The organism is Leptolyngbya sp. KIOST-1 (assembly GCF_000763385.1).
In the GTDB taxonomy this organism is placed as follows: domain Bacteria; phylum Cyanobacteriota; class Cyanobacteriia; order Phormidesmidales; family Phormidesmidaceae; genus Nodosilinea.
On the sequence record NZ_JQFA01000002.1, the window covers coordinates 628,027 to 652,284 of the forward strand.

The window sequence follows — 24,258 nt, forward strand, 5'->3', positions numbered from 1 at the left end:
ATCAAAGCCGAAGGTATGCCTAGACTTGGACGTGTGAGATTAGAGATTTTCGCCTTGCTCATGCCCATACCCGCTGCACTTCATCGATATCAAATGCTGGATCAGCCCTCACACCAGTCAACGAATTCGTAATCGCTTGAGTCATTAGCATGGGATCAAAAAGAATCGAGTATACATATCGTTATTCCTGAACGAAAACCAAACCTCAAAACGCGAGAGGAGGCAGGGGCTCTATCTCGGGGTTATCCCCACCGAGCTGATTCGTGCGGAGCATCCAGGCGGTGGCCCCGGCCCGCAGGAAACATTCGGTAATGCTGTTGCTAGCTACCCGAGGCAGCACGGTGCGCCAGCTCACCAGCCCTCGCCCCAGGGTTTTCAGGGGATCGTCTTCCAATGTGCTGCCCAGAGAGGCGGCTTCGGTGGCCCAGTCGGCGCGGGCACTGCCCCAGGGCATGAGGTGATGCCGTAAATCTTTGCCCAATTGCTCCAATTGCTGGAGATCTCTGGCGACGTCCGGGTGCTGTCGCATCCAGGCGTTGATGTCGGCCTGGGAGCGATCGGGATTGGCACCCACAGACCTGGCCATAGATTGCAACGCCGCATAGAGACTCTGGTTAGAGTCCTGGGCACAATTATTGGCCGGGCCGACGTAGGTGCCGCCACTACCGTCGCCAATGCGATAGCGAGCGGCCATCACCTCTAGCTGGCGAATCAAGACATCCAGGGGCGATGCCTCCTGACCTGCGGTCACCGGATAATCGCGGGTAAAGGGGGCGAAGTTAATCAGCGTATCGGCCACAGGGCGCAGGCCAATCCAGCCAAACTGGCGATCGCCCATGTAGCGCGACCAGTGCATCGTTCCAGCGGTCAGCCCATCCGGGTTGTGGGTATAGATTTGGTGATAGACGATGTCAAACCGCAACTCGTCGGTAAGCGGCTCCTGCACGACCGTGGCCACGCCAAAGGAGAAATGTCCAAAGTAAACCGGCCCCTGAGCGGCGGGTTCAGTCTGGTTGCCGCCAATGCCGCCGTAAACGTGAACTAAAAGGGCGCGGGTGCCCTTTTCCCAGGAAGAGGCATGATCGCCTTGGGCTTTGGATCGATACGTCAACGGCACCGAGCTAATCTGGCCCTTTTGCTCCGCCAACTGGCTCCAGGCGGTTTGCTTTAGATAGGTTTTGACCGCTTTGCGCCCGACGATCTCCTGATCAGGCTGGAGTTGGAACAGGGCACGAGGCGCGATCGCCCGCACCACAAACTGATCTGCCTCGCCAAGGGCATCACTACCCATCGCGCCATAGATGTACCAGCCCGTTTCGTTCAAAGGCGACTGCTCAATCCCCGCATTGGTAAAGGGATACGTACCGTTATCATCGGCCACCACCTGAGGCAACCAGACCTTTTCTTGGATGCCATCAAATTGGCCGCTAGCTTTATTGAAATGAACGACGTAAAACTGCTCAGGATCATCCGCTAGCGATCGTTCGGGATCGATCCCTGCCCCATCCACAGGCCCTCGAAACTTCACCAGACCGTAGTACAACCCGGTGATTTGAATGGGTTCGTGGGCAATGCGCAGGGTAAGCGGGTAATGGGAAGACAGGGGAGCGCTGGCAGAGGGTTCTACCCGCACCGGATCAGGCAGCGCGACGATCACATCGTCGTCGGGATGCGCCCCTGCAAGGGATTCGAGGGGATTGACCCGTCGCCAGTGGTTGAGGCGGGTCGGGTAGACTCCTCCCTGCTGGCTTTTATAGGTGGCCTGGGGGCTAAAGTGGACATCTTTCGTCACCTGCTGCACATAGGCCTGCACGTTGGCATCCTCACTCCAGCCCAGACTGACCACGGTACCGATGAGATGGGCGTATTTTTCGGGGGCGTGGTGAATTTCAAAAGGAACGGTCTGGGGCTGACGCTGATCGGGCTGAGGCAGCAGCAGCCGACCCATCCAAGGGGCTATGGGACGGTAGCGCTCCACGGGCAACGCCGCACGCACGGGGTAGCACTCTGACCGATTGAAGGGGGCCTGTCGGTAACGCTCTAGATTGCTCAGCATGGGAGTTGGTTGCAATTCTTTAAGGGGAGCCGTGCCCTGAAGAATATCCGCCACCCACTGGATGGTCTGCTGCAACGCCGTCCGGCCATCGGGCAGCACCCGCTCAGGATCCATCACCCCGCCAGGGACTTCATGGCCAACCGGCCCGAGGTTGATGAGGCTAACTTTGCCCAGGCGTTTGCTGCGGTTCCAGTAGGACAGCGCCAGCAGTTTCCAGCGATTTGGGAAAAAGATCGGGCCGAGCCGTTCGATTTTGTCTTGGTCGCCCACCAGATGGTAGATGTGCTCCAGCTTGAGAATGTTGTTGTTGCCGCTAAAGACCCCAGCAATGGAAATCAGATCAATGGGAGCGGGCAGGGCCTCTTTTAGGTAAGGAACGGCACCCATAGAGATTTGACCGCCCCCGCTAAACCCGATCAGGGTAATGGGCACCCCACTGCCAGGCTGGTAACCGTGGTTGATCAGGCTGTTGTAGATGACTTGTGCCGTGCCCCGGTTATAGATCGGGCCGTAGCGCTGATCCGCCGAAACCCAGACGACAAAGACGTTGCGCAGATTGACCAAAAAGGCCAGCATGCTGCCCCGCTGGCTAGATTTGAGCCGATTCACCCAGTTCCAGAACCAGGCAAAGGGACGCTCCTGACTGGTCAGAGGGCGATTCATGGGGGAGTAGGGCATCAGGCCTCGAATAATTTGAATATCATCGGGCAACACCTGGGCTAACTCATCTAAAAATTGCTCTACATCCGGCAGGTAGTCAAAGGTGGACTGACCAATGCCATCTAGATACACAACGTAATGAGAAACGGTCATATCACTCGTCATCTGCCCTTGGAATGAACCCAAATTTTCAGCGGTGGCTTGAATGGGATCGCCATACCAGCCCGCCCACCAGCCCAGGGTTTCAAGCGGCATCAGCAAAATTGTCACCAGTAGGGCAATTAACCCCATCCCCACCAGGTTGGCGATGAGCTTTGCTGTGACCGTCATGGCGGCGAAGGCGGCCTGCACGAGGGGCACCAGCAACGGCAGCAGCAGCGCCAGCAAAAAGCCCCCCAGGGCTAGCAGCAAAACTTTCTCAAAACGGCGAGATGATAGAGAAGACATCATTTGCCCTGATAGTTGGCATCACTTTGGAGGCCAGTTTCTAATAAGGTTTCTATACCCTGTAGATCGGTCACCAGATGGGTACCTGCGGTGGTGTTCGATAGCCAACTCCCCAAGGCTCCGATGGGTCGTCCAATGGTGCGCTGCAAAATTTGTAGGAATACCCAGCCCAACAAACCACAGATAAACGCCTGCCAGAGGCCAAAACCCGTGGCTACGCTAAATCCCTGGACAAAGACCAGCAATGTCCATAGAGCCAGCAAAATCTGGATCGGCACACCGAAATAGGGCAAAGCAATCAAAAAACTCAACAGCTGCGGCGCAGTGGCTAGCCCCACGGTGTGGTATACCGTGGGGAAATCAAGAGCCTGCTGAAAGAGAAAACGACTGACCCAAAAGGTGCTAACGATCCAAAACCCGTAGCTGAAGACAAACAAAATTGCTCCCAGGCAAAGGCTGAGCGCAAAGCGTACGGGTTTAACTCGATTGACGAACAAAATCAAACCCTGGCCCACCGCCTGAGAAAACCCGACCAGCAGCAGCACCAGAATGGCAATGTGATTGGCGTTGGGTAAATCGGCCATGACTTGAAACGATTCAGCGTTAAAGGTCATGGCTCCCTTAACCAGCGGCCAAAATTCAGTGGATACCATGTTCTGCACCAAGGGTTTGCTGCACCTGAGCTAAAAAGCGCCAGGCGATTAACAGTTGAGCAAAGGATGTGGCAGAGACCTTTTCATAGCTTTCCTGGGGCACAGCCTCTTGCAGCGGAATACCCGTACAACCGACAATGTATTGCTCCAATTCGCTGATGGTCTGGGGGGCAAGGTTGCCGTCAATATGAACCGCGATCGCCGTCCGTCCCCAATAGCGAAAGGGCACCGCCGCCAGCAAAAAGGCTGGTTTGTCTAGTTCCAGCATGGCGGCCAAGTCTAAGGGGATTGACAGACTGGGTAGGGGCGTAGGGGTGGGTTCAAGGATGAGGTTAACCCGGTAGCCCTTGGTGGTCTGGGTATCGGCAAAGCGGGTGGGCAATAGATTCTCTAGTTGGCTACGACCTACTTGAACCACCACATTGGCATCGATTTTTTGAGCATCGATCCACCGCACAAAGGCGGCTTCCCGTTGCAGCATTTCCTGCTCTAAGGCTTCGGCTTTGTGACCCCTTTTTTTCACATCCCGCTCCCACTTCCAGTCCCACTTCACGTCTCGGTCAGGATCGACATAGAGACTGAAATCTAAAAATGGCAGGAATTGGGGGTACAGCACATGCAAACCCTCCACCACTACAATTGGAGTGGGTGACAAGACCTCCGGCGGATCAAATTGGCCCGTCCCGTGGTTATAGATGGGAACTTCGATAGATTTTCCCTGTTTTAAATCTGCCAGATTTTGAGCCAGTAAATCTAAATAATTGGCCTCTGGATCTAGGGGAAGACGACCGCTTTTCTGACGCTGTTCACGATTTTCTTTATGATATCCGTCGGTGCAAATGGTGGACACTAGATCGCTGCCAATTAACCGACGAATGCCATTGCTGAAGGTAGTCTTGCCGCTGCCACTATCGCCCGCAACGCCAACGATGATAGGAAACTTAAGCTGTTTTAAGGCTTCTCGAATGGTGGAAGCATTGGGATTGCAGAGGTCTAGCATGGACAGAAAATCCTAATTTAAAATTGCATCAATGACTCGTATCCCATTGGTACCCCGGCGAATGCCATCGCGCAGTTGATCGATGTCTTCGAGGGTATTACAGAGATCAGGGTTGCGATCGCGCTCTTCCCGCCGCCGACACAAATCACGCCGAACGCTGTCGCGAATATCGTCTCGAATTTCGTCGCGGATGCTGTCGCGAATCACATGGCCCAGGCTTTCATTGGCCAGGGCGATAGACCCCATAAACGGTAGGGGAAGAACAGCTAAACCTAAACCAACTAAGAGTTTCATAACGGTTTCCTACTAAGGAACTAAGCTCAACGAGTTGAAAAAGTGCTCAAAATTAGCCTGATCGTCATCGATCGCCAGCAGCAGGTAAAAGCGATCGCCCGTCAGACTGAGGGTGGCGACAAAATACTGCCCCAGCCCCTGAGCGGTGAGTAACCGAGCGGGCAGCCCCTGAAACGCCACTGCTTCGATGACCAGGGAGGCGTTTAACTGTTCGTCCTGAATATCATTCACAACGCTGGTGGTGGCGGCGTCTAGCAGGTCTTTTTGGGAAAACCCATAGCGCAAACTGCGGGGCACATCGGCGTAGGCCACCAGGTAATACTCGAATAAATCCTCATCATCCACGGCGGGAATGGTTACCGAACTCATCTGCCACTGGAGATCTCGCTCTAGCAATGAGCTGGTACTGGCTTGCTCGACAGGCGCTCCCGGCAAGTCCACAACGTATTTTCCTGCGGTTGAGCTGACCAGTTGCCAGGGCAAGGTTTGACCCCTGTCTTCTACAGCCGCCTGGGCTAGAGAGGGCGGCTCTGCGGCGGCTTGGGTAGGGGCAAGCAGGCTACCGCCCAGTAGGCATAGAATTGGCACGATCAGGTTCAGTTTCATGGTTAGCAATACCCTCCTGATGGGAGTCAGGGCTAGAAGAACATAAACAGCGAGAGTTGCAGGGTGACCCAGGGGCTGGTGTCGTTATTGGCCGCCTGGCGAACGGCGGAGCCTGGAAATGCGATCGCACCTACCCCCTGGAGCATGAAATTTTGGGACAGAAAATAGCGAGTCGTCAGCAAAAATTCCTGACCGATATAGCGAGAGTTCAGGGTAGACAGGGCCGGGTTACCGCCCAGATTGTTCAGCTCATCGGCGAAGCGGTAGTAGTAATCCAGCGAAATCGAGAGGTCTTGACTCGGTTGGGCGCTGAGGGTGACTCGGTGGGAGAAACTGTTGGAGTTGTTGTAGAGCTTGCCCAGACTGATGCCCTGTAGCCAGTCCGATAGGCCTCCCGCCTGGAGGGGGTCAAACCGTTCATAGGTGACGGTGTTGGGGTTGTCGCCGCTAAACCCAGCGAACCGATAGCTGAGGCTAGGCCGCCAGGGCACCGTTTCGGCGGTGTAGCCCAGCCAGAAGTAGCCCCCCTGGGCGGCCATGGCTTGCTGACTGCTGAATTGGTAGGCATATTCCCCTTCGGCCCACAGCCCCGGTACGCCAAAGAGGGTAGATTGCCGCAGGCGGGGGTTGATCACCTGCAAGCCTTCACGGGTAAAGCGATCGCCATTCGGGAGCAGGTAGGCGCGGTTGGACTGGGGCACGGTGATGTAGGACAACACGGCCTCTAGACCCTGGTTGTTGTTGTAGTTCAGGCTGGTGCCTAGGTACTGGGTACCGGTATCGGCCACGGGCAGCTCGTCAGAGTCTAGAAAGAACCCTTGCCAGCGAAAGTCGCCCCACCGCAGGTTGGCCAGGACGGTCATATCGTAGGCGGTACGGGGGTTTGAGTAGCTGGCCCCTCGATCCAGGGCATTGGCAGACCCGCTGAACTGGGAAAACAAAAAACCCTGATTGAGCTGAAAAATCTGTCGCCCCGCCGACAGGTTAAAGGCTACGGGGCTTCCGGGTGCCGCCACCAGGAAACCACCGTAGAGATCTTCTACCGCTCCATAAAATCGGCCATCAGTGCGGAAAATGTCGGGCTGCACGGTTCCGGACAGGGTATAAGAGCCTGCGCCGTAGACATAGAAGGGCCAGTCTCCCAGTCGGGTAATGCCCGCCAGCCCCGGTTCCAGGTAAAACTCGCCCCAGGTAACGGTTCCGGTAGGCTGGTAAGAGCCAGAGACAAAATTGTCGGCACGACCAAACCAGGGGTTGGTGTCGCTGAAAATGCCCAGCCCTCCGTTAAAGATGATTTTGACCAGGCTGCGATCGCTCTGATAGATCGTCGGGAAATCCGCCAAGCTGCCGCTCACTGCTATGCCGGTAGGTGGTGGGGGCGAGGCTTCCGCTGGTTCTAGCTGGAGCGTCACCAGCAGAGCTAGGATTACCGTACTGGGGCGGTTTGACTCGTACAGGCGATATTCTGCTGACTCCACGAAAGGCAACCGCTGCACCTGGTTCAACCCCTGGTCGGCAAAGAGGGAGCTAAAGCTTCCCCCCGCCCGAATGCCGAAGGTATCGGCCAGCTGTTGCTGCAACGCCTCATCTTGGGCCGGGTCTCCCGTTGGGTTGCGGAGGTAGATAAATACCTGCTCTATGGGCAACCCTTCCCCAAATTGAGGCGGAATCCGTAGCCCTACATTGGGATCGACGATGCTCAGGGGATCGGGCAGGGGTTGGGTTTCGTCGATTAAAGGGAGGGCTTCCGCTGATTCTGGGGCAGGTAGATCGGCGGTGAAGCTAACGCCCTGATGGGTGATTTCTGGTGCGGCGGGGCGAGGAGACCGCACCCCTACAGGGTGGTGGTTTGAGGATTGGGGTTGTAGGTTTTGGGGTTGCTCTAAGAATGGCGTGAGGTCCGCCGCTGTGCCCCCCACGTCCACGGTTGGCAGCGCGAAGGCCGAGGGCATTGAGATCCAACCCATCGCCGCTAGCCCCAGAGCAAGCCGCACCGAACAAGAACAGGGCATTTCACCAAATTTTCCTAGATAGTCATACCAACATTGATTCATGGGACTACGCATTCTGGCAGCTCAAGGCCCCTCTCCTCAAGGGAGAGGGGTTGGGGTGAGGGCAGTCAGGAAACTTGGCTTAGTCGTCGCTGGTCGGCATTTTGCTCTTGTAGGAACCGCCGCCATCGACGCGCAGTTCAATCCCCGTCACCCAGCTAGCCGCAGGGGAAACCAGGTAGTTGAAGGCGTGGGCAATGTCGCGAGGCATGCCCCGGCGTTTCATCACAAAGGCATCGGCCAGGCGCTTTAGCATGGCTTCGTCGTAGCCCGCATCTAGGGTGGCGGCCCCGTTATCGACCGAGCCGATGACGATGGTGTTGCAGCGCACCTCTGGCCCGCTCATCGCCGCCATGCTGCGCACCATGTTGACTAGGGCGGCCTTGGCATTGCTGTAGGCAATAAATTCTGGCGACGGGGTAATGCCAACCATGGAGCCCGAGAACGTCACCGAGGCGTTGGGCTCTTTTTTGAGGTGGGGCATACACAGCTTCGTCAGGTTGTAGCTGCTGACGGTGTTGAGAATGTAGGACTTCACCATGTAGTCGGTGCTGACGCCCCAGAGGGGGGTGTATTCGCCCCAGCCGACGTTGTTGATCAGCGCGGTGATTTTGCCGAACTTGTTCAGGGTGGCATCCACCAAGTCTTGCAACTGGGCTTCGTCGGTGACGTCAGTTTTGATTGCCAGGGTTTCTTGCCCGGTGGCCTGGGTAATTTCGTCAGCTTTAGCCTGGGCGGCATCCCCATTTAGGTCAGACAACACGACCTTGGCTCCGGCCTCGGCCAACACTTCAGCGGTGGCCCCGCCGATCGCGCCACCGGCTCCAGTAACAATCACAACGTAGTTTTTGAGGGAAAAAATATCGAGTGCCATGGTTTGTTCTCCAAATGATGGGTCAAAATTTCTGAATAGAAACCAGAAGTTGTAGGGTGGGCATTGCCCACCACAAACCGTTGTGCGTGCAAGCAACAGCAAGGCGCACAGTTAATACAAGATGGGACGGTGGGCAGTGCCCACCCTACGGGGAAGGTTATGACGGCAAGATCGGGTTCTAATCCAGCTCTTGCACGCCGCCACCGCTGATGGTGAGCACCTGCCCGCTCACCCAACTAGAGGCTGGGGAACAGAGGAATAGAGCCGCATAGGCAATGTCGTTGGGCTCACCCAATCGAGATAGGGGAGTGTGCTTAAGCATGGCTTTTTCGATATCGGGGGTCAGCACCGTAGCCAGGGCATCGGTTTTGATCGCACCAGGGGCGATCGCATTTACCCGAATCCCCTTTGGCCCCAAATCAAAGGCAATGTTACGGGTCAGGTGGCTTTCTGCCGCCTTTGAGGAACTGTAGGAGGCCATGTTTTTGTTCTTGTTGTCTCCCGCCATAGAGGAGATATTCAAAATGGCTCCACCCCCTGCCGCTTCCATATGGGGAACACAGAGTTGGCACAGGTGAAACACCGAAAACACATTGAGTTTGTAGGCCCAAATAAACGTATCCATCGACATATCAAAGGGCTTAGGGCCACCACCTCCGGCATTGTTGACCAGAATGGTGATTTTGCCGAAGGTAGAGATGGCGACGTTGACCAAATTTGCCAGCGCCTCGTCATTGGTGACATCGCAGGCCACTGCCAGGGCCTTGCCACCGCTGGCAGTGATGCGATCGGCCACCGCTGCGGCGGTTTCTTCTTTCAAGTCACTGACCACAACCGCTGCCCCAGCCTGGGCAAACATTTCGGCAATGCCGCGACCAATCCCGGCCCCACCACCGGTCACGATGGCCACTTGGCCATCCAGCTTAAACCCATCCAGAATAGTCATATTGACAAAATCTCCTTGAATCTCATTACTTAAAATCTGCAAGACCTACTCAGGACGCAGCATGGCTTTCATCACCGCTGTGTTAATGAACCAGGCGGCAATCCCTGCGATCGCTCCTAACAAAATGGCCCCAACCAACGGTGTAACCAAAATCGTTCCAGCAAACTTCTGCACAAACAGAGCAGCTAAAGCTGCTGTGCCAAACGCAAACAGAGAATAGAACAAAATCGTTCTCACACCGAAGAAGAAAAAGGGACGATCTAATAGTTCTGGGGATGCTAGATGGAGAGATCGGGCTTTTTTACCAAAGGTAGAGAAGGCGATCGCACCCAAAATTACCGACAGAATAAATGCCGTCATCACCCCAGTCGAGAAAACCGTTTTCTCATGGGCCGATATGGTATCGACCGTGAGGGGCAAGGTGTCTTTACCTCGAAACATAAACCAGCCAATAATGCCATTGATAAGGGCATTAGAAATGCCGCTGATTAAGGCATCTTTTTTAATTACGTCACTGGCACTATTTAAAGCGAAAACCATGTCTTTTAATGGCGCGTGAGCCATTCAGAAAACTTTTGAAGCAATCATGACATTGAAAAGTGAAAAGTTCGTGTAATCTTGAGAATTATCCCAGCTGACTTTCCGATCTGAATCGTTAAGCTATGAAAATTTTGCTCGTTTCTGCGGATAAAACGTTACAGACTCAGCTACGTCGAGAGTTATCTCGCCAGGGTTTAATCGTCGATGCCGCCACCGATGGGGAAGACGCCTGGGGCTTGCTGCGCGCATTCCTGTACGATGTCGTTTTGCTAGAGGCGATGTTGCCCCAGGTAGATGGGGTATCCCTGTGCCGCCGTCTGCGGGATGTCGGTAACCCAGTCCTGATTCTGCTGATCGTTGAGGCCGGGAATGCCGCAACGTGCCTACAGGGCTTAGCAAATGGTGCCGATGCCTGTTTGGCGAAACCGCTTCAAGCCCCAGACCTGCTGATTCATCTGCAAGCCCTGACGCGACGGGGCATGCGCCGGGCCAATCCAAAACTCTCCTGGGGGCCGCTGCTGCTCGACCCCACTGCCTGCCGGGTTACTTGCCAGGGTAAGGAGGTCAAGCTCAATCGCAAAGAGTACCAAGTGCTGGAACTGCTGCTAGGGCACCCCCGGCAGATGTTTCCCCGCAGCGAAATTGGCGATCGCCTGTGGACGTTGGATGAGGAGATGCCCAGCGACGCCACAATCAAAAGCCATATCCGCAGTCTGCGTCGCAAACTAGAACAGGCTGGTGGGGCCGAAGATTTGATTCAAACTCACTACGGCCAGGGGTACTGCCTGAACCCCGCCTACGCCCCAGATACTAAACCGCCAAAAGGGGGGCCACCCCTGCCAGAAATGATGATGGATAGCATTACGGCCAATCTCTGGCAAGAATTGATGGCGGCGAATGCCCGTCTCCAGCAAGAAATTGAGCAACGCAAGCAGATTGAAGCCCAACTGCGGCGTTCAGAAGAAATGCTTCGCACCGCTCAACAGGTTGCCCAAATCGGATCTTGGGAGGTGGATTTGCAGACGCGAATCACCTATTGGACCGAGGAATTGTTCTTGATCCACGGCCTGGAGCCCAATCGACCCGCGCCCAACCATGAGGAAGTGCTGACTATGATTCACCCCGAGGATCTCCAGCTCCATGAGGACGCGATCCGCGTCCCGGCAATGAGGGGGGAGGCGTTTGAAGCTAACCTACGCATCGTTCGAGCCAGTGATGGAGAGGTGCGCTACATCAATGCTCGCGGGGGGCCGTTGTTCGATGCCAATGGAACGATGGTTAAGCTCACCGGCACCACCTTTGATGTCACCCGTTGGATCTTCAATGGGGATTTCCATGCTCTGTCTGATGTGCCGTCTGGGCAGCTGAGGCCAGGGGGTGATGGTGGGCGATCGCGATTGCCTGACCGGAGCCATGCTTAACCTGTCCGTCTATACCGCCCAGCACAACCCTGACCTTACCTCGAAAAAGTGGACATTCCCGAAGAGGCGACAACGAAGGAGAATGTTCAAATGACTCAAAAACCGCGAAGGACATTTACAGATGAGCAAAAAGCAGAAGCTGTTCGCATCGTGGGCCAATCGTGTAAACCGGTCAGCCAGGTGGCTCAAGAGATGGGCTTGACCGAAAGTGCGCTGCGCAAGTGAGCTTGACTCAAGAAAGTGGACAGGTACTTTAAGCTGCCTTCACGCCCTCTAGAGAGAGCCAGTAGTTGTATTCAAACTGCACTGGGGATAGATATCCAAGAGTTGAGTGCAACTGAGATGTCTCAGACCCAGCTACAACCATTGGCAGCGGATCCTCAGGCTTGTATTTTTGCAACGTGGGGTCAAAATTGCCACTCAGCATGTCTAACTCGATCTGCTGGGCCTTTTGCGTTGCGACCCTGCGGTTGATGATGCTATCTGGCAAACCAACCGACAGGCAGTAGCGCTGGCTCCGGTAGCTCCACCGCAATCGCAAGCGCTCGGAATAAACTTCGACTTTAACTTGTCCTTTAGCCATAGTTCGGAGTGGGGGTAAAGTACATCGCCTGCACCCTTGCCGTTACCTACGGTTATCCAAGACCCCATCAATCCGCTTTTCGTGCCCGGAGGTTTATACCAATTTCGTACCAGTTTTTACCCCTAAACTGCCCCAAAGTGACCCACGTAACGGCCACTTTGCCAAAAAGTAATCAACACCTTGATGGCTGAACCCCTTTCTGGCAAAGCGTTTGAGGCTGAAACGCTGATAAGCGGGTGATCGGACTCGAACCCACGACATTCAGCTTGGGAAGCTGTGAATCACTTCATGTATAGCAAGGGTTTCAAGGCCATGAATTTAGCGTTACCCCAAACTTACCCCGATTTGGACATGGTTAAGAATTCCTACGACCGCATCTCTCGTGTGCTGACGATCACCTCCCAGATAGGGGCTTGTCCAACTGCCTTCAAGCTGCGCCACACCTGCCCACTGCTACAATTGACGCAAGCTTGCTTAAAACCTTTCGTAATGTCTTCTATGGATATTCGACAACGAGCGATTTCCCTGATTGAGCATCTGCCTCAGAACAAGCTTGGAGGTCATGGTTCAGTTGTTAGAGGTCTTAGCGGAACCCGTTCATCAAGCGTCAATGCCGCCTGAGTACGATCGAGTGCTTCAACAACTCAGACGAGAGGTAGCTCAAAGAACCCAGCACCTTGTTCGCTAGCCATACGATGATGGGGCCACCTGACCATGACTCAAGCAACGGTAACCACGGATCTCTATCCCGACTCCGATGGTCAGCCCATGGCTGATAACACGAAGCAATACCGTTGGATTGTGCGGTTGGTCAGCAATCTGAGAAACCTCTTACAAGGCCAAACGGCTTTTGTCGCAGGGGATTTGCTCTGGTATCCGGTTCAGGTGGATGCTCCTCCCGTTCCCTGCCAGGCCCCCGATGCCATGGTGGTGTTGGGGCGTCCAGATGTTGACCGTGGCAGCTACAAGCAGTGGAAAGAGGACAACATCCCGCCCCAGGTGGTTTTTGAGATTATCTCTCCCAGTAACTCAGCCACTGAGATTTCTCAGAAGCAGGCGTTTTATGACCGGTATGGGGTGCTGGAAATGTTCTTTTACGACCCCGACAATTTTGAGTTTTGGGGACTGACGCGACAGGCCCTAGATGAACGGCTGGTGCTACTCACCCGCCTCAATTTGCCCTGGAGATCCCCGACGCTAGGGGTCACATTTGACATGTTTGAGGATGGACTGGCGCTGTTCTATCCCAATGGGGAGCGCTTCAAAGACCCTGAGGAGCTGTACCAGGAGCGGAACCAGACCCAACGCAAATTAGATCGGGCTATGGAAAAACTGCGGGAACTGGGTATCGACCCTAGCGAGTTGGAAGAATAGTTGGGGGTTACTATCCTATTCGATTCACAACGTCTTCACAGCTGATGAATGACGCAATCCTGTCCACCATAAACGCACAGACCATCACCGCCGACATAATCAACAGCAATCGGGGCAAATCCTGGCGGCGATTCGACAGCGACTGCACCACCACAAAGACTCCCCTTGCCCCTGATGATGTTTACGTGGGAAAAGCTCTCATCCACAGAATTCTCACGTCTTAATTTACAGGCCCAATACGGCCTTCAACAGAGCCAGAAGCTTCTCCTGAGCGGCGCCTTCGGCCAAATTGAGGGCCACCACCCCAGTGAGCTTTTCGACCAACTCAACGCCAGCCGTGGTGCTAGTGGCCACGCCAGTCACCACATCGGGCTGAATACCAAAGCTCTGACTCACCCCCACCACCGCATAGGGGTCAGAGGCGCAAAGTACGGTGAATATCACCTGCTGGGCCAGAGCCGCCATGGCGATCGCCCCATTGTAGGGCTCGTGGGGCGAGGCACCGGCCTCGGCCACCACTACATCGGGCTGTTCCGCCTCGATCAGCGACAGCAGAGTCTGCAACGAGGCGCGAAAGTCCTCCGGTGGAGCGATGGAGGAGGGGAGACCGACATCGACAAAGTCAAAGATGCGATCGCACCCTGCATCCGCCATCGCCAGAATGTCGCGGTAGCGCCCGGCCCCGGTGAGCTTGGCACCCACCACCTTCAAATCCAGCTGTTTCAGCAAGTGAATCATCACCCGTGCCGTTGTGGTCTTACCCGCCGACATCGACGTGCCAATGATCAAAATGGTCGGTCGGCTGTAGGGAACGGGGGCAATCTTTGGGACAAAATCCTGCATCTGCACCTTTTGCCCCTGGCGCACCACATGGCCTTCGTAACTCAGGGTGGGTAACTGCGGCAGCAGGTAAGAAGCGGAGGTCAGGCGGCCAAACAGCCCCGCCAGGGTCAGGTTCTGCATCAACCCGTCGGCTTGAATCGACTGCCAATCGCCCACCGCCTCCAGGGTAGCTTTGCGGATGCCAAAGGCCCCGATTACCAAGTCTCCCTCCATCTGGTGGGCCATGCGCCCCGTCGCCAGTTCTACCTGGGCCAGGGGGCCTTTGAGCGTTTGCACCTTACCGACTACGTAATCACCGGTGGCCCAGTCGGCCTTGGGCAGGGGCTGCACGTCAAAGGGATGGCGGTCGAAGTCGGCAATGCGGGTGAGGGTGGAGAGAAAGTAGCGGGGAGGCATGGGGAGTGGGAGGGTGAAGGGGGTCGATGGGTGGGCGAGGGGGGTGGGCAGACATACAGGTCTGCCCAAACGGTCGATCGGCAGTGGATGGAGAAAAATTCAAAATTCAGGTTTTGGGGTTGACGGGTGCGGCAATAAGGAGTTTGGCAGTGAGGGCGGCGCGTTCGATCAAGGAGTCGAGGTAGACAAATTCGCCGGGGGCGTGGGCACCGTCGCCCACCGCGCCGAGGCCGTCGAGGGTGGGGGTGTAGAGACTGGTGGTGTTGCCGTCGGAGCCGCCGCCAGCAGTTTCTTGGGCGAGGTCAAGGCCCAGGTCGGCGGCGACGGTTTGGGCCAACTGCCAGAGGTGCTGATTGCCGGGGGTGGCTTCCATGGGGGGACGACCAATGCGGCCGGAAATCTCTAAGCGGGTGCCGGGGGTGGTGGGTTGCAGGCCATGAATAGCGGCTTCCAGGGTAGGAACATCCGCCCCGTGCAGCACCCGCACATCCACCACGGCGCGACTTTGGGGGGCGACGACGTTGGGGCGCAGGCCGCCATCGATAGTGCCGACGTTGACGGTGATGCCTCGGTCGGGGTCGTTGAGGGCAAAGAGCTGCTGGATGACGTGGGAGAGTTCCAGAATGGCGCTGGCCCCCTTGTCGGGATCGAGGCCAGCATGGGCGGCCTGGCCAAAGACGGTGACGGTAAAGCGGCCCACGCCTTTGCGGGCGGTTTTGAGGTGTCCTTGGGGACCGAGGGAGGGCTCGAAGATGAGGGCGCGATCGCACACCTGCGCCAGCCGCCGAATCAGCTGGGTAGATTCACCACTGCCGATTTCTTCGTCGGAGTTAATTACCACCGCTGGGGCGATGGGCCAGTCGCCGCCCAGGGCCTGCACCGCATCCAACGCAAACAGCAGGATCACCAGGCCCGCCTTCATGTCATAGCTGCCGGGGCCGTAGAGTTTGCCCTGGCTGATGGTGAGGGGCATGTGGGCCAGGGTGCCAACAGGCCAGACGGTGTCGCAGTGGCCGATCAGGAGCTGGGCGGGCTGTTGGGGGGTGCGAGGGGCGATCGCAAACAAATGCCCCCCAGTGTTGCGACCGGAGAGCGATCGCACCCGGAACTGCCGCCGCCGCAGTTCTTGCGCCAGCACGGTCAGCATCGGGACTTGGGCAGCGGGCACAGTGGAGGGGGTTTCGATTTGCACCAGGGTTTCGAGCAGGGTCTGCATCTCGCCCCGGCGGCGGTGGAGATAGTCCAACAGTCGCGACGTAGCCAGGGTGGGGATTTGCAGAGTAGTCATCGCTGAAATCCCTCGTGGAATGGGAACGCCTGGCTGTGGTCAAGGGTGGCAAAGCGCCCCGGCGACAGATAGGCCAGCAAAGGAGCCTGGCGCAGCAGGTCTTGATCATCCCGGGCGGAGAGGCGCAGAGCGGCTTCATCCACCTGGGCGGCGAGAATTTTGCCCGCAATCAGGCTGTTTTCGTCAAACCCATCGACAATGCGATCGAGAGCACAGGCTAGGCAGAGGTAGGCATCTTGTAGAAAGACCCCCTCCACCCCCTGGGCTTTGACCGTGGGTAGAGCTGCCAGAGAAGGTTTGTGGTCATCGTCGCAGCGGGGGGCAGCGGCTAGGCTAGTCGCCAAAATCTGGTGCGGCTGGGGGAAGCTGACGGTGAACACCCCTGTGCGCTGAATATTTTGGTAAGTGTGGTGGCGCGGCGTGCAGACAAAGCCAAAGTAGTGACCCCAGCCCAGGGGCATGGCCATGTGTTTGGGAGCGAGGTCATAGGTACCATCGGCTTCCTGAGTTCCGATCACCACCAGCGGGGCAACGGTAAAGACCCGCTCCCAGAGGGGTTGGCTAAGATCTAGGGAAATTAGGGTGGGGGGGATGGCTTGAGGCATAGTGCAACAGCTCCCGCCGCTGAGGTGCGATCGGTGAGAAGCCTCCTGTTATCTAGGCTACAAACTCTCGTGGGAGATGGCTGCGATCGCCAACAACATTTAACGGGGCGATGACTCTTGGAGATCACTGCGACGGGATCGCCTCGATCGAGCATTACACTTCATGACGGCTGATCGCCCCTGCCTCAGATTCGCAGGAGGCTAAAGATAGCGCTCTAACGCGATGGAGCTATTCCCCTATGAACTCACAACGCCTGCGGAGCTACATCAGCCTGATCGAACAACTGCTGGCCTGCCCCAGTGGAGAGGAATGGATTTTGCTGCGCCAAAATGAAGGGCTGGTCACCCCAGAATTGGTGCAAGTCATGGAACAGGTGGCCACCCAACTGGTTCGCCAGGGCAATGCCCAGGAAGCCAAGTTTCTCCACAATCTGGCGGGACAAATTCACCACCTGTTTGTGGCCCAGACCGTGCCCCTCGCCCCAGAGGATGACCAGTCCCAGGCCTATCTAGAGTTCGTCAAAGCCCTTCTAGACTGCCCTGAGGGCGCGGAGGGGGATCTGCTAGCGGCCCACGAGGCGCTCATCGGCCCAGGCTTAGTCCACTACCTGCAACAGGTGGCTGCCCAGTTCGTGGCCAAGGGCGATTCAGCCTCAGCGAATTACCTCTATAACTGGGCCAATGAGCTTAACCGCCTGTGGCTGCTAAAACACGAATTTGCGCTCAGCCCCAAGCCCGGCCCGGCTGAGCCAAGCCCTGGAGCCACGTCGGTCGCCGCGCCCCCGGCTGCCTCGTCGGAGCCCCCTGCCGCGCCTTTGGGCGATCCCTGGTTGACGCCCCTCGCCACCCCAGAACTGGAACCCCCACGGGCCTCCCCGCCTGCAGCACTACACCCAGCGGCGGATCCCCCAACGGTTGAGCTGGGTGGGGGCCACCAGCAGGCCCTAGAGGCGATCTCAGCCGCCCTCGACCGCCTCAGCGAAACCCTGCAGGCCAGACCGCAGCCCCCGGTTAACCCGCTCTGGTATATGGAGGTGCTAGAGCAGGCCTGTGCCAGCGGTTGGATTTTAGCCAGCGAGGAGATTCACCAGCTAATTGGCGTACACCCCACCTGCCCCAAGGGCCAGGACTCGTTTCGGCGCGGCACCTGGGTTTTTACCAAGGCGGGCAAGCTGGGGGGGCAGACCGCCTGGCAAGTAAGCAAGGACGTTGCAGAATAGCCAAAGACCTCCGAGGTTTCAAACCTCGGAGGTCTTTCTACAGAACGGCGTGGATTGCGCTGCGAGTCATGGTGGCGATCGCCCCCTCCGTCGCCTTCGGCAGATAGTAGTAGTGGCCCCCGGCCTGCTCGGCCAGCTCCTGGGCAAAGCCAGAGGAGATGAACTTATTTTCGGTGTCGATCACCAGCAGCTGTAGATCCAGGCTGCGGATGGCGGCAGCAATCTGGATCAGTTCAGTCTTGATCGGGGTGGCCTCCAGGCCCAGGTCAGGTTGCCCCAGGGAATGGGCCAGGGGCACATTGGCCTTACCGTCGGTGATCAAGACGATCACTACCTGGCCAATATCTTTCGACTTGCGGGCGTTTTCGCCCAGACGCACCGCCTGCGCCAGCCCGTGGGCGAGGGGCGAGCCGCCGCCACAGGGCAGGCGATCAAGGCGACGACGGGCAGCGGTAATGGAGCGGGTGGGGGGCAGCAGCACCTCCGCCTGTTCGCCGCGAAAGACAATCAGGGCAATGTGATCGCGGCTGCGGTAGGCTTCCCCCAGCAGTTGCAGCACGGCCCCCTTGGCGGCCTGCATGCGGTTGAGGGCCATCGACCCCGAGGCATCCACCACAAAGATAATCAAGGCCCCGGCCTTGCGGGCCAGCCGCTTGACGCGAACGTCATCGGCTTCGACAAAAATGCGGCGGGGTTGACCCGGCTGATCGGGGTGTGCCTGGGCATAGCGCTGTCGTCGAAACGTCTGGTGGGGGGCCGCCGCTCGCAGGGTGGCATCGATCGCCACCCGTTGAACCGGCCCCTGGGGAAACATCGGTTTGACGTAGCGGCCCCGCTCCTGGGAGAAAATGACTCCCCGGCCCCCGGCTTTGCCGTGGCGGCGATGGGCTAGCTGCGCAAAGTAGAGCACCGAGGGGTCGAGCACCACCCCTTCAGGGCTAAACACAAACTCCTCGGGGATGCTGCCCCCCTCGAGGGGTTCCGGGGTCTCGGCTTCGGGTTCCTGGTCAGAGTCTGGATTGTCTTTGGGGGGGGCGGGCGGGAGATCGGGCGGCGGTTCGGGGGGCAGGGCAACGACCGTGGCCCGAGGCACAATCACCAGTTCCACCGCTCGATGCAGGTCTTCGGCCTCCACCCTCAGGCGGCCCTGGAGAGCGGCCTGGGCCTTGGCTACCCGTAGGGCAAACAGCTCGGCCCGGTGCCCCTCCACCTGCGCCCGCATCGCCTCATCCACCAGGTAGGCAATCTGCTCGGGCTGCACCTGCACCTGGGGCAACCAGGCCCGCGCCAGGGCAATCTGGGCCTTGAGATCCACCAGAGAGGAGGTGTACTGGGCTAAAAACGCCTGGGGAGAGGTGCTGTACTGGGTGGCCCGCTCCACTGCTTCGACCCGCTCCGCCAGAGCCAGGGGCTGGTCGGCGGAGAGGGCGATCGCAAAGCGGTCGATCAGGTGCGATCGCAGATCGCCCTCCGCCGGGTTGTAGGTGGCGATAAACAGCGGGCGGCAGGGATGCTGAATGCTAATGCCCTCGCGCTCAATGCGGTTATACCCCTGGGCCAAAATCGTCAGCAGCAGGTTGGTAATGTGGTCATCCAGCAGGTTGATCTCATCTACGTAGAGCACCCCCCGGTGGGCCTCCGCCAGCAGCCCCGGCTGAAACACCGGCTCGCCCCGCTTGATCGACTGGGTGACATCCACCGAGCCCAGCAGGCGATCTTCGGTGACACCGAGGGGAACTTGGATGAAGGGAGTGGGGATGAGGCGGGTGGGGAACGGGGGAGTGGGGAGTGAGGGGGTAGATGGGTGGGAGGGTGGGCGAGCTTTGGGGCTGGCTCCTAACTCCTGACTCCTAATTCCTCCTCTATCCTCCCAGTCGTCGGGGTTGGTGGGGTCGGCGTTCCAGCGGGAGCCTTGCACCACTTCAATCGGGGGCAGCAGGGCGTGGAGGGCGCGAGCCATGACGGATTTGGCGGTGCCGCGCCTCCCGGCGATGATGACGCCGCCCAGGCCGGGATCGACGGCCAGCAGCAGCAGGGCCGATTTAATCGCATCTTGGCCAACAATGGCCGCCAGGGGAAAGGTGTCCGTGCGGGGGGCAGCAGCGACCATGGCTACCCCTTCACCCCTTCCAGGTCGGCGTCGGTGAGGTCGTAGAGCTGGCGCAGCTGGTCGAGCTGGTCGGCCTCGGGCTGCCAAAAGCCGCGCCCGTGGGCCTCTAGCATGCGCCCGACCAGGTTGCGAAAGGCTTCGGGGTTGGCCTGGCGCAGTTTTTCGGCCATGGCGGCATCGAGGGCGTAGGTGGCGGCGGCCTGGTCGTAAACCCAGGGGTCTTTGAAGTTGGCGGTGCCGGCCCAGCCCATCAGCGCCGTCATCCGTTGCGAAATTTCGTAGGCCCCGCCGGAGCCCTGGTTGGCCATGGCGTCGGCCCATTTCGGGTTCAGCAGCTTGGTGCGATACTCCATCCGCAGCAGGTCTTCCAGCTTGCGGGGGGTGGTGTCGTTGGAGAAGCTTTCCACAAAGCTGGCGGTGACGGCTTGACCCCGCTGCATTTCGGCAGCCCGCTTCAGGCCCCCGGTGTTGGCGTAGTACTCCTGGATGTCGGTGAGGCCATACTCCACCGAGTCGATCTGTTGCACCACCCGCTCCGTGCTCTTCAGCAGGGTGTGCAAAATTTCGGGGCGGGCCTGGCCTTTGTCCTGGCGACCGTAGCTGAAGGTGTTGCGATCGCGCCAGGTATCTCCTAGCTCATCGCCCGATTCCCAGTTGGCATCGGTGACGCGATCGTTCACCAGCGAGCCAAAATCCCCCGCCGGGTTGGAGAACAGGCGAGCGCTGGCATTGTCTACCCCCTGGGCTTGCAGAGCCAGGGCGTGTTTGCGAATGAAATTTTGCTCTTCGGGCTCATCCGCCGCCGCCGCCCGCTGAAACAGGTCATCCAGCAGCTCGATGATATTGACAAAGCTGTCGCGAAAAATCCCCGACAAATTCCCCAGCACATCCACCCGGGGGTGCCCCAGCTCCGCCAGGGGCCGCAGCTCGTAGCGCACAATCCGCCCCGTGCCCTCCTTCACCGGCTCGGCCCCCACCAGCTCCAGCACCATGGCGATCGACTCGCCCCGGGTCTTGATCGCATCCAGCCCCCACAGCATCACCGCTACGGTTTCGGGGTAGGTGCCGGTTTCCTGCTGGTGCTGGGCCAAAATCTTTTGGGCAATCTCCCGACCGCGCAGGTAGGCCGCCGGGGAGGGCATGCGGTAGGGGTCGAGGGCGTGGATGTTGCGCCCCGTGGGCAGCACCCCAGGGCCATCGCGCAGTAGGTCGCCGCCGGGGGCCGGGGGAATGTATTCGCCGTTGAGCCCCCGCAGCAGGTTGGTCAGCTCGTCGGTGGTTTGGGCCAGCAGGGTACCGATGTCGAGGCCCTGTTGAATTTTGGCGTCGAGCTGGGGCCAGGTTTCGGGGGAGATTTTGGATTTTAGCGTTTGGATTTTGGCGTCTAGCTCCTGGCTTCTAGAGGCTGAGGTCAGTTGGCTCATGGCTTGGAGCAGGTCTGGGGGCAACTCGTCGCCGAAGTAGGCGGCGAGGTAGCTGTGCAATTCTTCGGCGGTGGGGGGCTGGCCGAGGATGTGGAGACCGCTGGAGAAGAGGCGGTTTTCCAGCACTTGCAGGTAGTCGTAGAGGGTGACCAGGTAGCGGTTGAAGACGGCGGCGCTGAACAAATTTACCGTCTCGGGGGTGAACTCAATGCCGAGTTTTTTGGCCTCAGGAAAGGGGCAGTCGGCGTCGAGGCCGGTGTCAAACAGCTTCTTGAGAATGGCCTCTTTGAGGGCATAGTTTTTGGCGGGGTCTTCGCGATATTCGGCAACTAGCTCCCGCAGGGCCAGCAGCTCTTTGTAGAGCCCGGCCCGACCGTAGGGCGGCACATTGTGGGAAATCAGCACGCCGTAGCCCCGCCGTTTGGCCAGCATTGACTCGCTGGGGTTGTTGGCAGCGTAGATATAGAGGTGAGGCAGATCGCCCAGCAAAATGTCGGGCCAGGAGTAGCCGGTATTGCCCAGGGGCGAGCCGGGCAGCCACTCCACGGTGCCGTGCATGCCAAAGTGCACCACCGCATCGGCCTCAAACTCGTTTTGCAGCCACTTATAAAAAGCGGCGTACTGGGGGTGGGGGGTGAGGTCGCGCTCAAACATCAGCCGCATCGGGTCGCCAGCAATCCCCAGGGGCGGCTGCACGCCAATCCACACATTGCCGAGCTGCACGCCGCCGAGCAGGCATTGCTGGTCAAAGGTTTTGAGGTCGGCTTTTTCGAGGGCACCCCACTGGCGAGTCATGCGATCGCGCTGCACATAGGTCAGCCATTTCTCCAGCTGCCGCAGCGAAACCGTGGCGGGTTGCGGGGCATCTAGATCCCCGGTTTCTCTCAAGAAACCGGGGATCTTAGCGCTGGGGTTCTGAAAACCGGGAATCGCCTCATCCGCCGCCTTTACCCACTCAATCAGCGTTTCGCCCTCCGCTGGCAAGTCCCCCACGGTATAGCCCTGGGCCTTGAGCGCCTGCAACAGAGCCAGCAGCGACTTCGGCACGTTGAGCAGCGCCGCCGTGCCCGTGGCCCCATAGCCGGGGGGAAAGCCGTAGAGAATGATGGCGATCTTGCGCTCTGCCCGGGGCTTGTGCCCCAGGGCAATCCATCGCTTCAGCCGCCCGGTTAACCGCTGCACCCGTTCGGGAATCAGATAAATGTTGTCGCCCACCAGCCCGCCCAGAGGTACCGGGTCGATCGCCCCATCCAGCTCCGGCAGGGCGTAGAGCACCACACTCTGCAAACCGCCAATGCCCTGGCGCGTCCAGGAGTGAATGTCTTGAATCAGCAGCGGGGCCGCGACGATGTAGGGCACATTCTTGGCGCTGAGGATGCGCTTGGCCACCTCCACCTGCCGCCCCGCCTCCATGGAGCCCGCTGGCCCACCCACCAGGGGAAACCCCAGGGTCGAGACGATCGCATCCACCTCGGCGGCTTCGGGCGAGAGAGAGAGGGTATCGCGCTGCCCCCCCTGCCGCTGGGCGGTTTCGTAGGCGGTGGTGAGCAGGTCGCGCACGGCCACATGGCCCTCCACCCCATTGATAAAAATCGGCAGCGGCACCAGCTCGGCCTGCTCAAACTGGCGAATCAGCTGGGGAATATAGGGCTGGTGGGTGATCACATGTTTGCGGTAGAGCAATAGCCCCACCACCGGCCAGCCCTGGGCCTCGGGATGGGCCTGGCGGTACCAGTCGAGGTACTGCCAGGGCGACTCAAAGTAGTCGGGGTGATCGGGGTGCAGCAGGCCCAGGTTCGGCGTTTCCAGCGGCGGCGGAATGTCGCCCACGGCGAGGCCCAGGTAGGTTTCAGCCAAAAACCAGAACAGCGCCGCCACATTGTCGCTGCCGCCCGCGTTCCAGTAGCCGTAGATGATCAGCCAGTGGCGCAGGTCCTGCACCTTTTGGACCGGCACAAACTTGAGCAGCTTGGGGCCGGTCTTGAGAAAGCTCAGGTAGCCCGCTAGCTTGTCTTCTTCACGACCACTGCTGAACTTGCTGAGAATAAATTTGATTGGCTTGGGCATACCCTTGGGCTGGTCGCCAATCACAAATTTCCCCAGCCGGGTCAGGCTCATCAGCTCCAGAGCTGACTCAAACACCAGTCGAATGGGGATGGTTTGCATGCGCTCCCGTAGCCACATCACCTGGTCGTAGTCAAAGATCAGGCTGCAAAAGACGACATCAGCAACTTGGAGAGCGGCTTCTACCTCATCGGCATGGGGGGTGAGGTCGCGATCGCTAAATACTCGAATCTCTAGCTCAGGGCAGCGGGTCTGGGCCAGCTGGGCCGCCTGCCGGTAGAGGTCGGCGTTGAAGGACTCAAACCCAGCAATCAAGACGATGCGTTGCATACCCTGCCCCTGAATAGACTCCATGGTTGCCGTCTGAGTATCCGCTTAAGCGGCAGGGCTTGGTATCTAGGAGAGAGAAGCTAGAAGTGCGGTGGTGACTATCTCCTGGCTCCTAGATTCTGTGACAGAACCATGGCTTGCGTTAAGCTGCTGCCGTCTTACTTGATCTTAGTTCTAGAGAGCCAGCCTGCTTTTGTAGCGAGCACAAAAATTTGCCGAGATGGCGGAGCGGTGATGAGTCTGGCTGGGGCAGATCCGGATCGAAAAATGTCCGGCTGCGATCGCACCTGGGATAGCGGTAGTTGCCCATAATGGGTGACAAGAGTCGGCAAGCCATTCTGTAAACAAGGTTCAAGAAGCATAGAGAACGGTCACGAAAATACTGGGCGGTCTGGCCCTGGAGGTAGGCTGAATTAGGTGAGATTACTCACCGTATTTCTATTTAATTTAGCCAATTAACGATCGCTTCACGT

Annotated in this window: 20 protein-coding genes; 5 read left to right on the forward strand and 15 right to left on the reverse strand. The window is 58.2% G+C overall.

The genetic code is table 11. The annotated features are described in order from the left end of the window. Positions 1 to 205: 205 nt before the first annotated feature. From NF78_RS02925 to NF78_RS02965, 9 genes are all read right to left on the reverse strand, one after another. Positions 206 to 3,163, reverse strand: a complete 2,958-nt coding sequence (locus NF78_RS02925; RefSeq protein WP_035984806.1) for a CAAX amino protease — start codon at positions 3,161 to 3,163, stop codon at positions 206 to 208. Continuing rightward, entirely contained in the window at positions 3,163 to 3,816 is a 654-nt protein-coding gene (locus NF78_RS31745; RefSeq protein ID WP_035984808.1) for a hypothetical protein, read from the reverse strand. The genes NF78_RS02925 and NF78_RS31745 overlap by 1 nt, the downstream gene beginning before the upstream one ends. After that, positions 3,803 to 4,816 carry a phosphoribulokinase gene (locus tag NF78_RS02935; protein WP_052049691.1) on the reverse strand — a complete coding sequence of 338 codons (1,014 nt, stop codon included), beginning with the start codon at positions 4,814 to 4,816 and terminating at the stop codon, positions 3,803 to 3,805. The genes NF78_RS31745 and NF78_RS02935 overlap by 14 nt, the downstream gene beginning before the upstream one ends. Before the next feature lie 12 nt (positions 4,817 to 4,828). Then, positions 4,829 to 5,110 carry a hypothetical protein gene (locus NF78_RS02940; protein WP_156119619.1) on the reverse strand — a complete coding sequence of 94 codons (282 nt, stop codon included), beginning with the start codon at positions 5,108 to 5,110 and terminating at the stop codon, positions 4,829 to 4,831. Positions 5,111 to 5,122: 12 nt separating this feature from the next. Continuing rightward, the gene (locus NF78_RS02945; RefSeq protein ID WP_035984812.1) at positions 5,123 to 5,716 is read right to left on the reverse strand and encodes a hypothetical protein; all 594 of its coding nucleotides are present in this window, start codon (positions 5,714 to 5,716) and stop codon (positions 5,123 to 5,125) included. Positions 5,717 to 5,748: 32 nt separating this feature from the next. Then, a complete protein-coding gene (locus tag NF78_RS30265) occupies positions 5,749 to 7,728 on the reverse strand; it encodes an alginate export family protein (protein ID WP_156119620.1) in 1,980 nt (659 codons plus the stop codon). A 121-nt stretch (positions 7,729 to 7,849) separates the two neighbouring features. Beyond that, positions 7,850 to 8,641 carry an SDR family oxidoreductase gene (locus NF78_RS02955; protein ID WP_035984814.1) on the reverse strand — a complete coding sequence of 264 codons (792 nt, stop codon included), beginning with the start codon at positions 8,639 to 8,641 and terminating at the stop codon, positions 7,850 to 7,852. A gap of 178 nt (positions 8,642 to 8,819) precedes the next feature. Beyond that, positions 8,820 to 9,587 (reverse strand): 7-alpha-hydroxysteroid dehydrogenase, encoded by a 768-nt coding sequence (gene hdhA, locus NF78_RS02960; protein ID WP_035984816.1) that lies wholly within the window; start codon positions 9,585 to 9,587, stop codon positions 8,820 to 8,822. A 45-nt stretch (positions 9,588 to 9,632) separates the two neighbouring features. Beyond that, complete coding sequence (locus NF78_RS02965) at positions 9,633 to 10,151, reverse strand: hypothetical protein (RefSeq protein WP_197064750.1); 519 nt, start codon at positions 10,149 to 10,151, stop codon at positions 9,633 to 9,635. Positions 10,152 to 10,249: 98 nt separating this feature from the next. Here NF78_RS02965 and NF78_RS02970 point away from each other — a divergent pair, with 98 nt between their 5' ends. Beyond that, the gene (locus tag NF78_RS02970; protein WP_072015951.1) at positions 10,250 to 11,548 is read left to right on the forward strand and encodes a response regulator transcription factor; all 1,299 of its coding nucleotides are present in this window, start codon (positions 10,250 to 10,252) and stop codon (positions 11,546 to 11,548) included. A gap of 48 nt (positions 11,549 to 11,596) precedes the next feature. Further along, positions 11,597 to 11,773: a transposase gene (locus tag NF78_RS28900; protein WP_081972482.1), complete on the forward strand. Its 177-nt coding sequence runs from the start codon at positions 11,597 to 11,599 to the stop codon at positions 11,771 to 11,773. 28 nt (positions 11,774 to 11,801) lie between these two features. Here the strand turns inward: NF78_RS28900 and NF78_RS27965 are convergent, their stop codons facing one another. Further along, complete coding sequence (locus NF78_RS27965; RefSeq protein ID WP_052049696.1) at positions 11,802 to 12,131, reverse strand: Arm DNA-binding domain-containing protein; 330 nt, start codon at positions 12,129 to 12,131, stop codon at positions 11,802 to 11,804. Between the two features lie 312 nt (positions 12,132 to 12,443). On the opposite strand from NF78_RS27965, the gene NF78_RS30755 reads away from it, so the two are divergent. Both NF78_RS30755 and NF78_RS02980 read left to right on the forward strand, forming a co-directional pair. Beyond that, a complete protein-coding gene (locus NF78_RS30755; protein ID WP_156119622.1) occupies positions 12,444 to 12,752 on the forward strand; it encodes a hypothetical protein in 309 nt (102 codons plus the stop codon). 93 nt (positions 12,753 to 12,845) lie between these two features. Further along, positions 12,846 to 13,505, forward strand: coding sequence for a Uma2 family endonuclease (locus NF78_RS02980; RefSeq protein WP_035984817.1), 660 nt, complete (start codon positions 12,846 to 12,848; stop codon positions 13,503 to 13,505). 225 nt (positions 13,506 to 13,730) lie between these two features. Here the strand turns inward: NF78_RS02980 and NF78_RS02990 are convergent, their stop codons facing one another. The 3 genes from NF78_RS02990 to NF78_RS03000 all read right to left on the reverse strand — a co-directional run bounded on the left by NF78_RS02990 (position 13,731) and on the right by NF78_RS03000 (position 16,637). Beyond that, on the reverse strand, positions 13,731 to 14,744 hold the full coding sequence (locus NF78_RS02990) for a hypothetical protein (protein WP_035984819.1): 1,014 nt from the start codon (positions 14,742 to 14,744) through the stop codon (positions 13,731 to 13,733). A 106-nt stretch (positions 14,745 to 14,850) separates the two neighbouring features. Then, the gene (locus NF78_RS02995; RefSeq protein ID WP_035984820.1) at positions 14,851 to 16,032 is read right to left on the reverse strand and encodes a M20 family metallopeptidase; all 1,182 of its coding nucleotides are present in this window, start codon (positions 16,030 to 16,032) and stop codon (positions 14,851 to 14,853) included. After that, positions 16,029 to 16,637 carry a flavin reductase gene (locus tag NF78_RS03000; protein WP_035984821.1) on the reverse strand — a complete coding sequence of 203 codons (609 nt, stop codon included), beginning with the start codon at positions 16,635 to 16,637 and terminating at the stop codon, positions 16,029 to 16,031. Before NF78_RS03000 ends, NF78_RS02995 begins: the two co-directional genes overlap by 4 nt. A gap of 239 nt (positions 16,638 to 16,876) precedes the next feature. On the opposite strand from NF78_RS03000, the gene NF78_RS32135 reads away from it, so the two are divergent. Further along, complete coding sequence (locus tag NF78_RS32135; RefSeq protein ID WP_035984822.1) at positions 16,877 to 17,857, forward strand: hypothetical protein; 981 nt, start codon at positions 16,877 to 16,879, stop codon at positions 17,855 to 17,857. Between the two features lie 37 nt (positions 17,858 to 17,894). On the opposite strand, the gene bchD is transcribed toward NF78_RS32135, so the two are convergent. Continuing rightward, positions 17,895 to 19,967: a magnesium chelatase ATPase subunit D gene (bchD, locus tag NF78_RS03010; RefSeq protein WP_035984823.1), complete on the reverse strand. Its 2,073-nt coding sequence runs from the start codon at positions 19,965 to 19,967 to the stop codon at positions 17,895 to 17,897. A 2-nt stretch (positions 19,968 to 19,969) separates the two neighbouring features. Continuing rightward, on the reverse strand, positions 19,970 to 23,785 hold the full coding sequence (gene bchH / locus NF78_RS03015; protein WP_035988553.1) for a magnesium chelatase subunit H: 3,816 nt from the start codon (positions 23,783 to 23,785) through the stop codon (positions 19,970 to 19,972). Positions 23,786 to 24,258 lie beyond the last annotated feature (473 nt).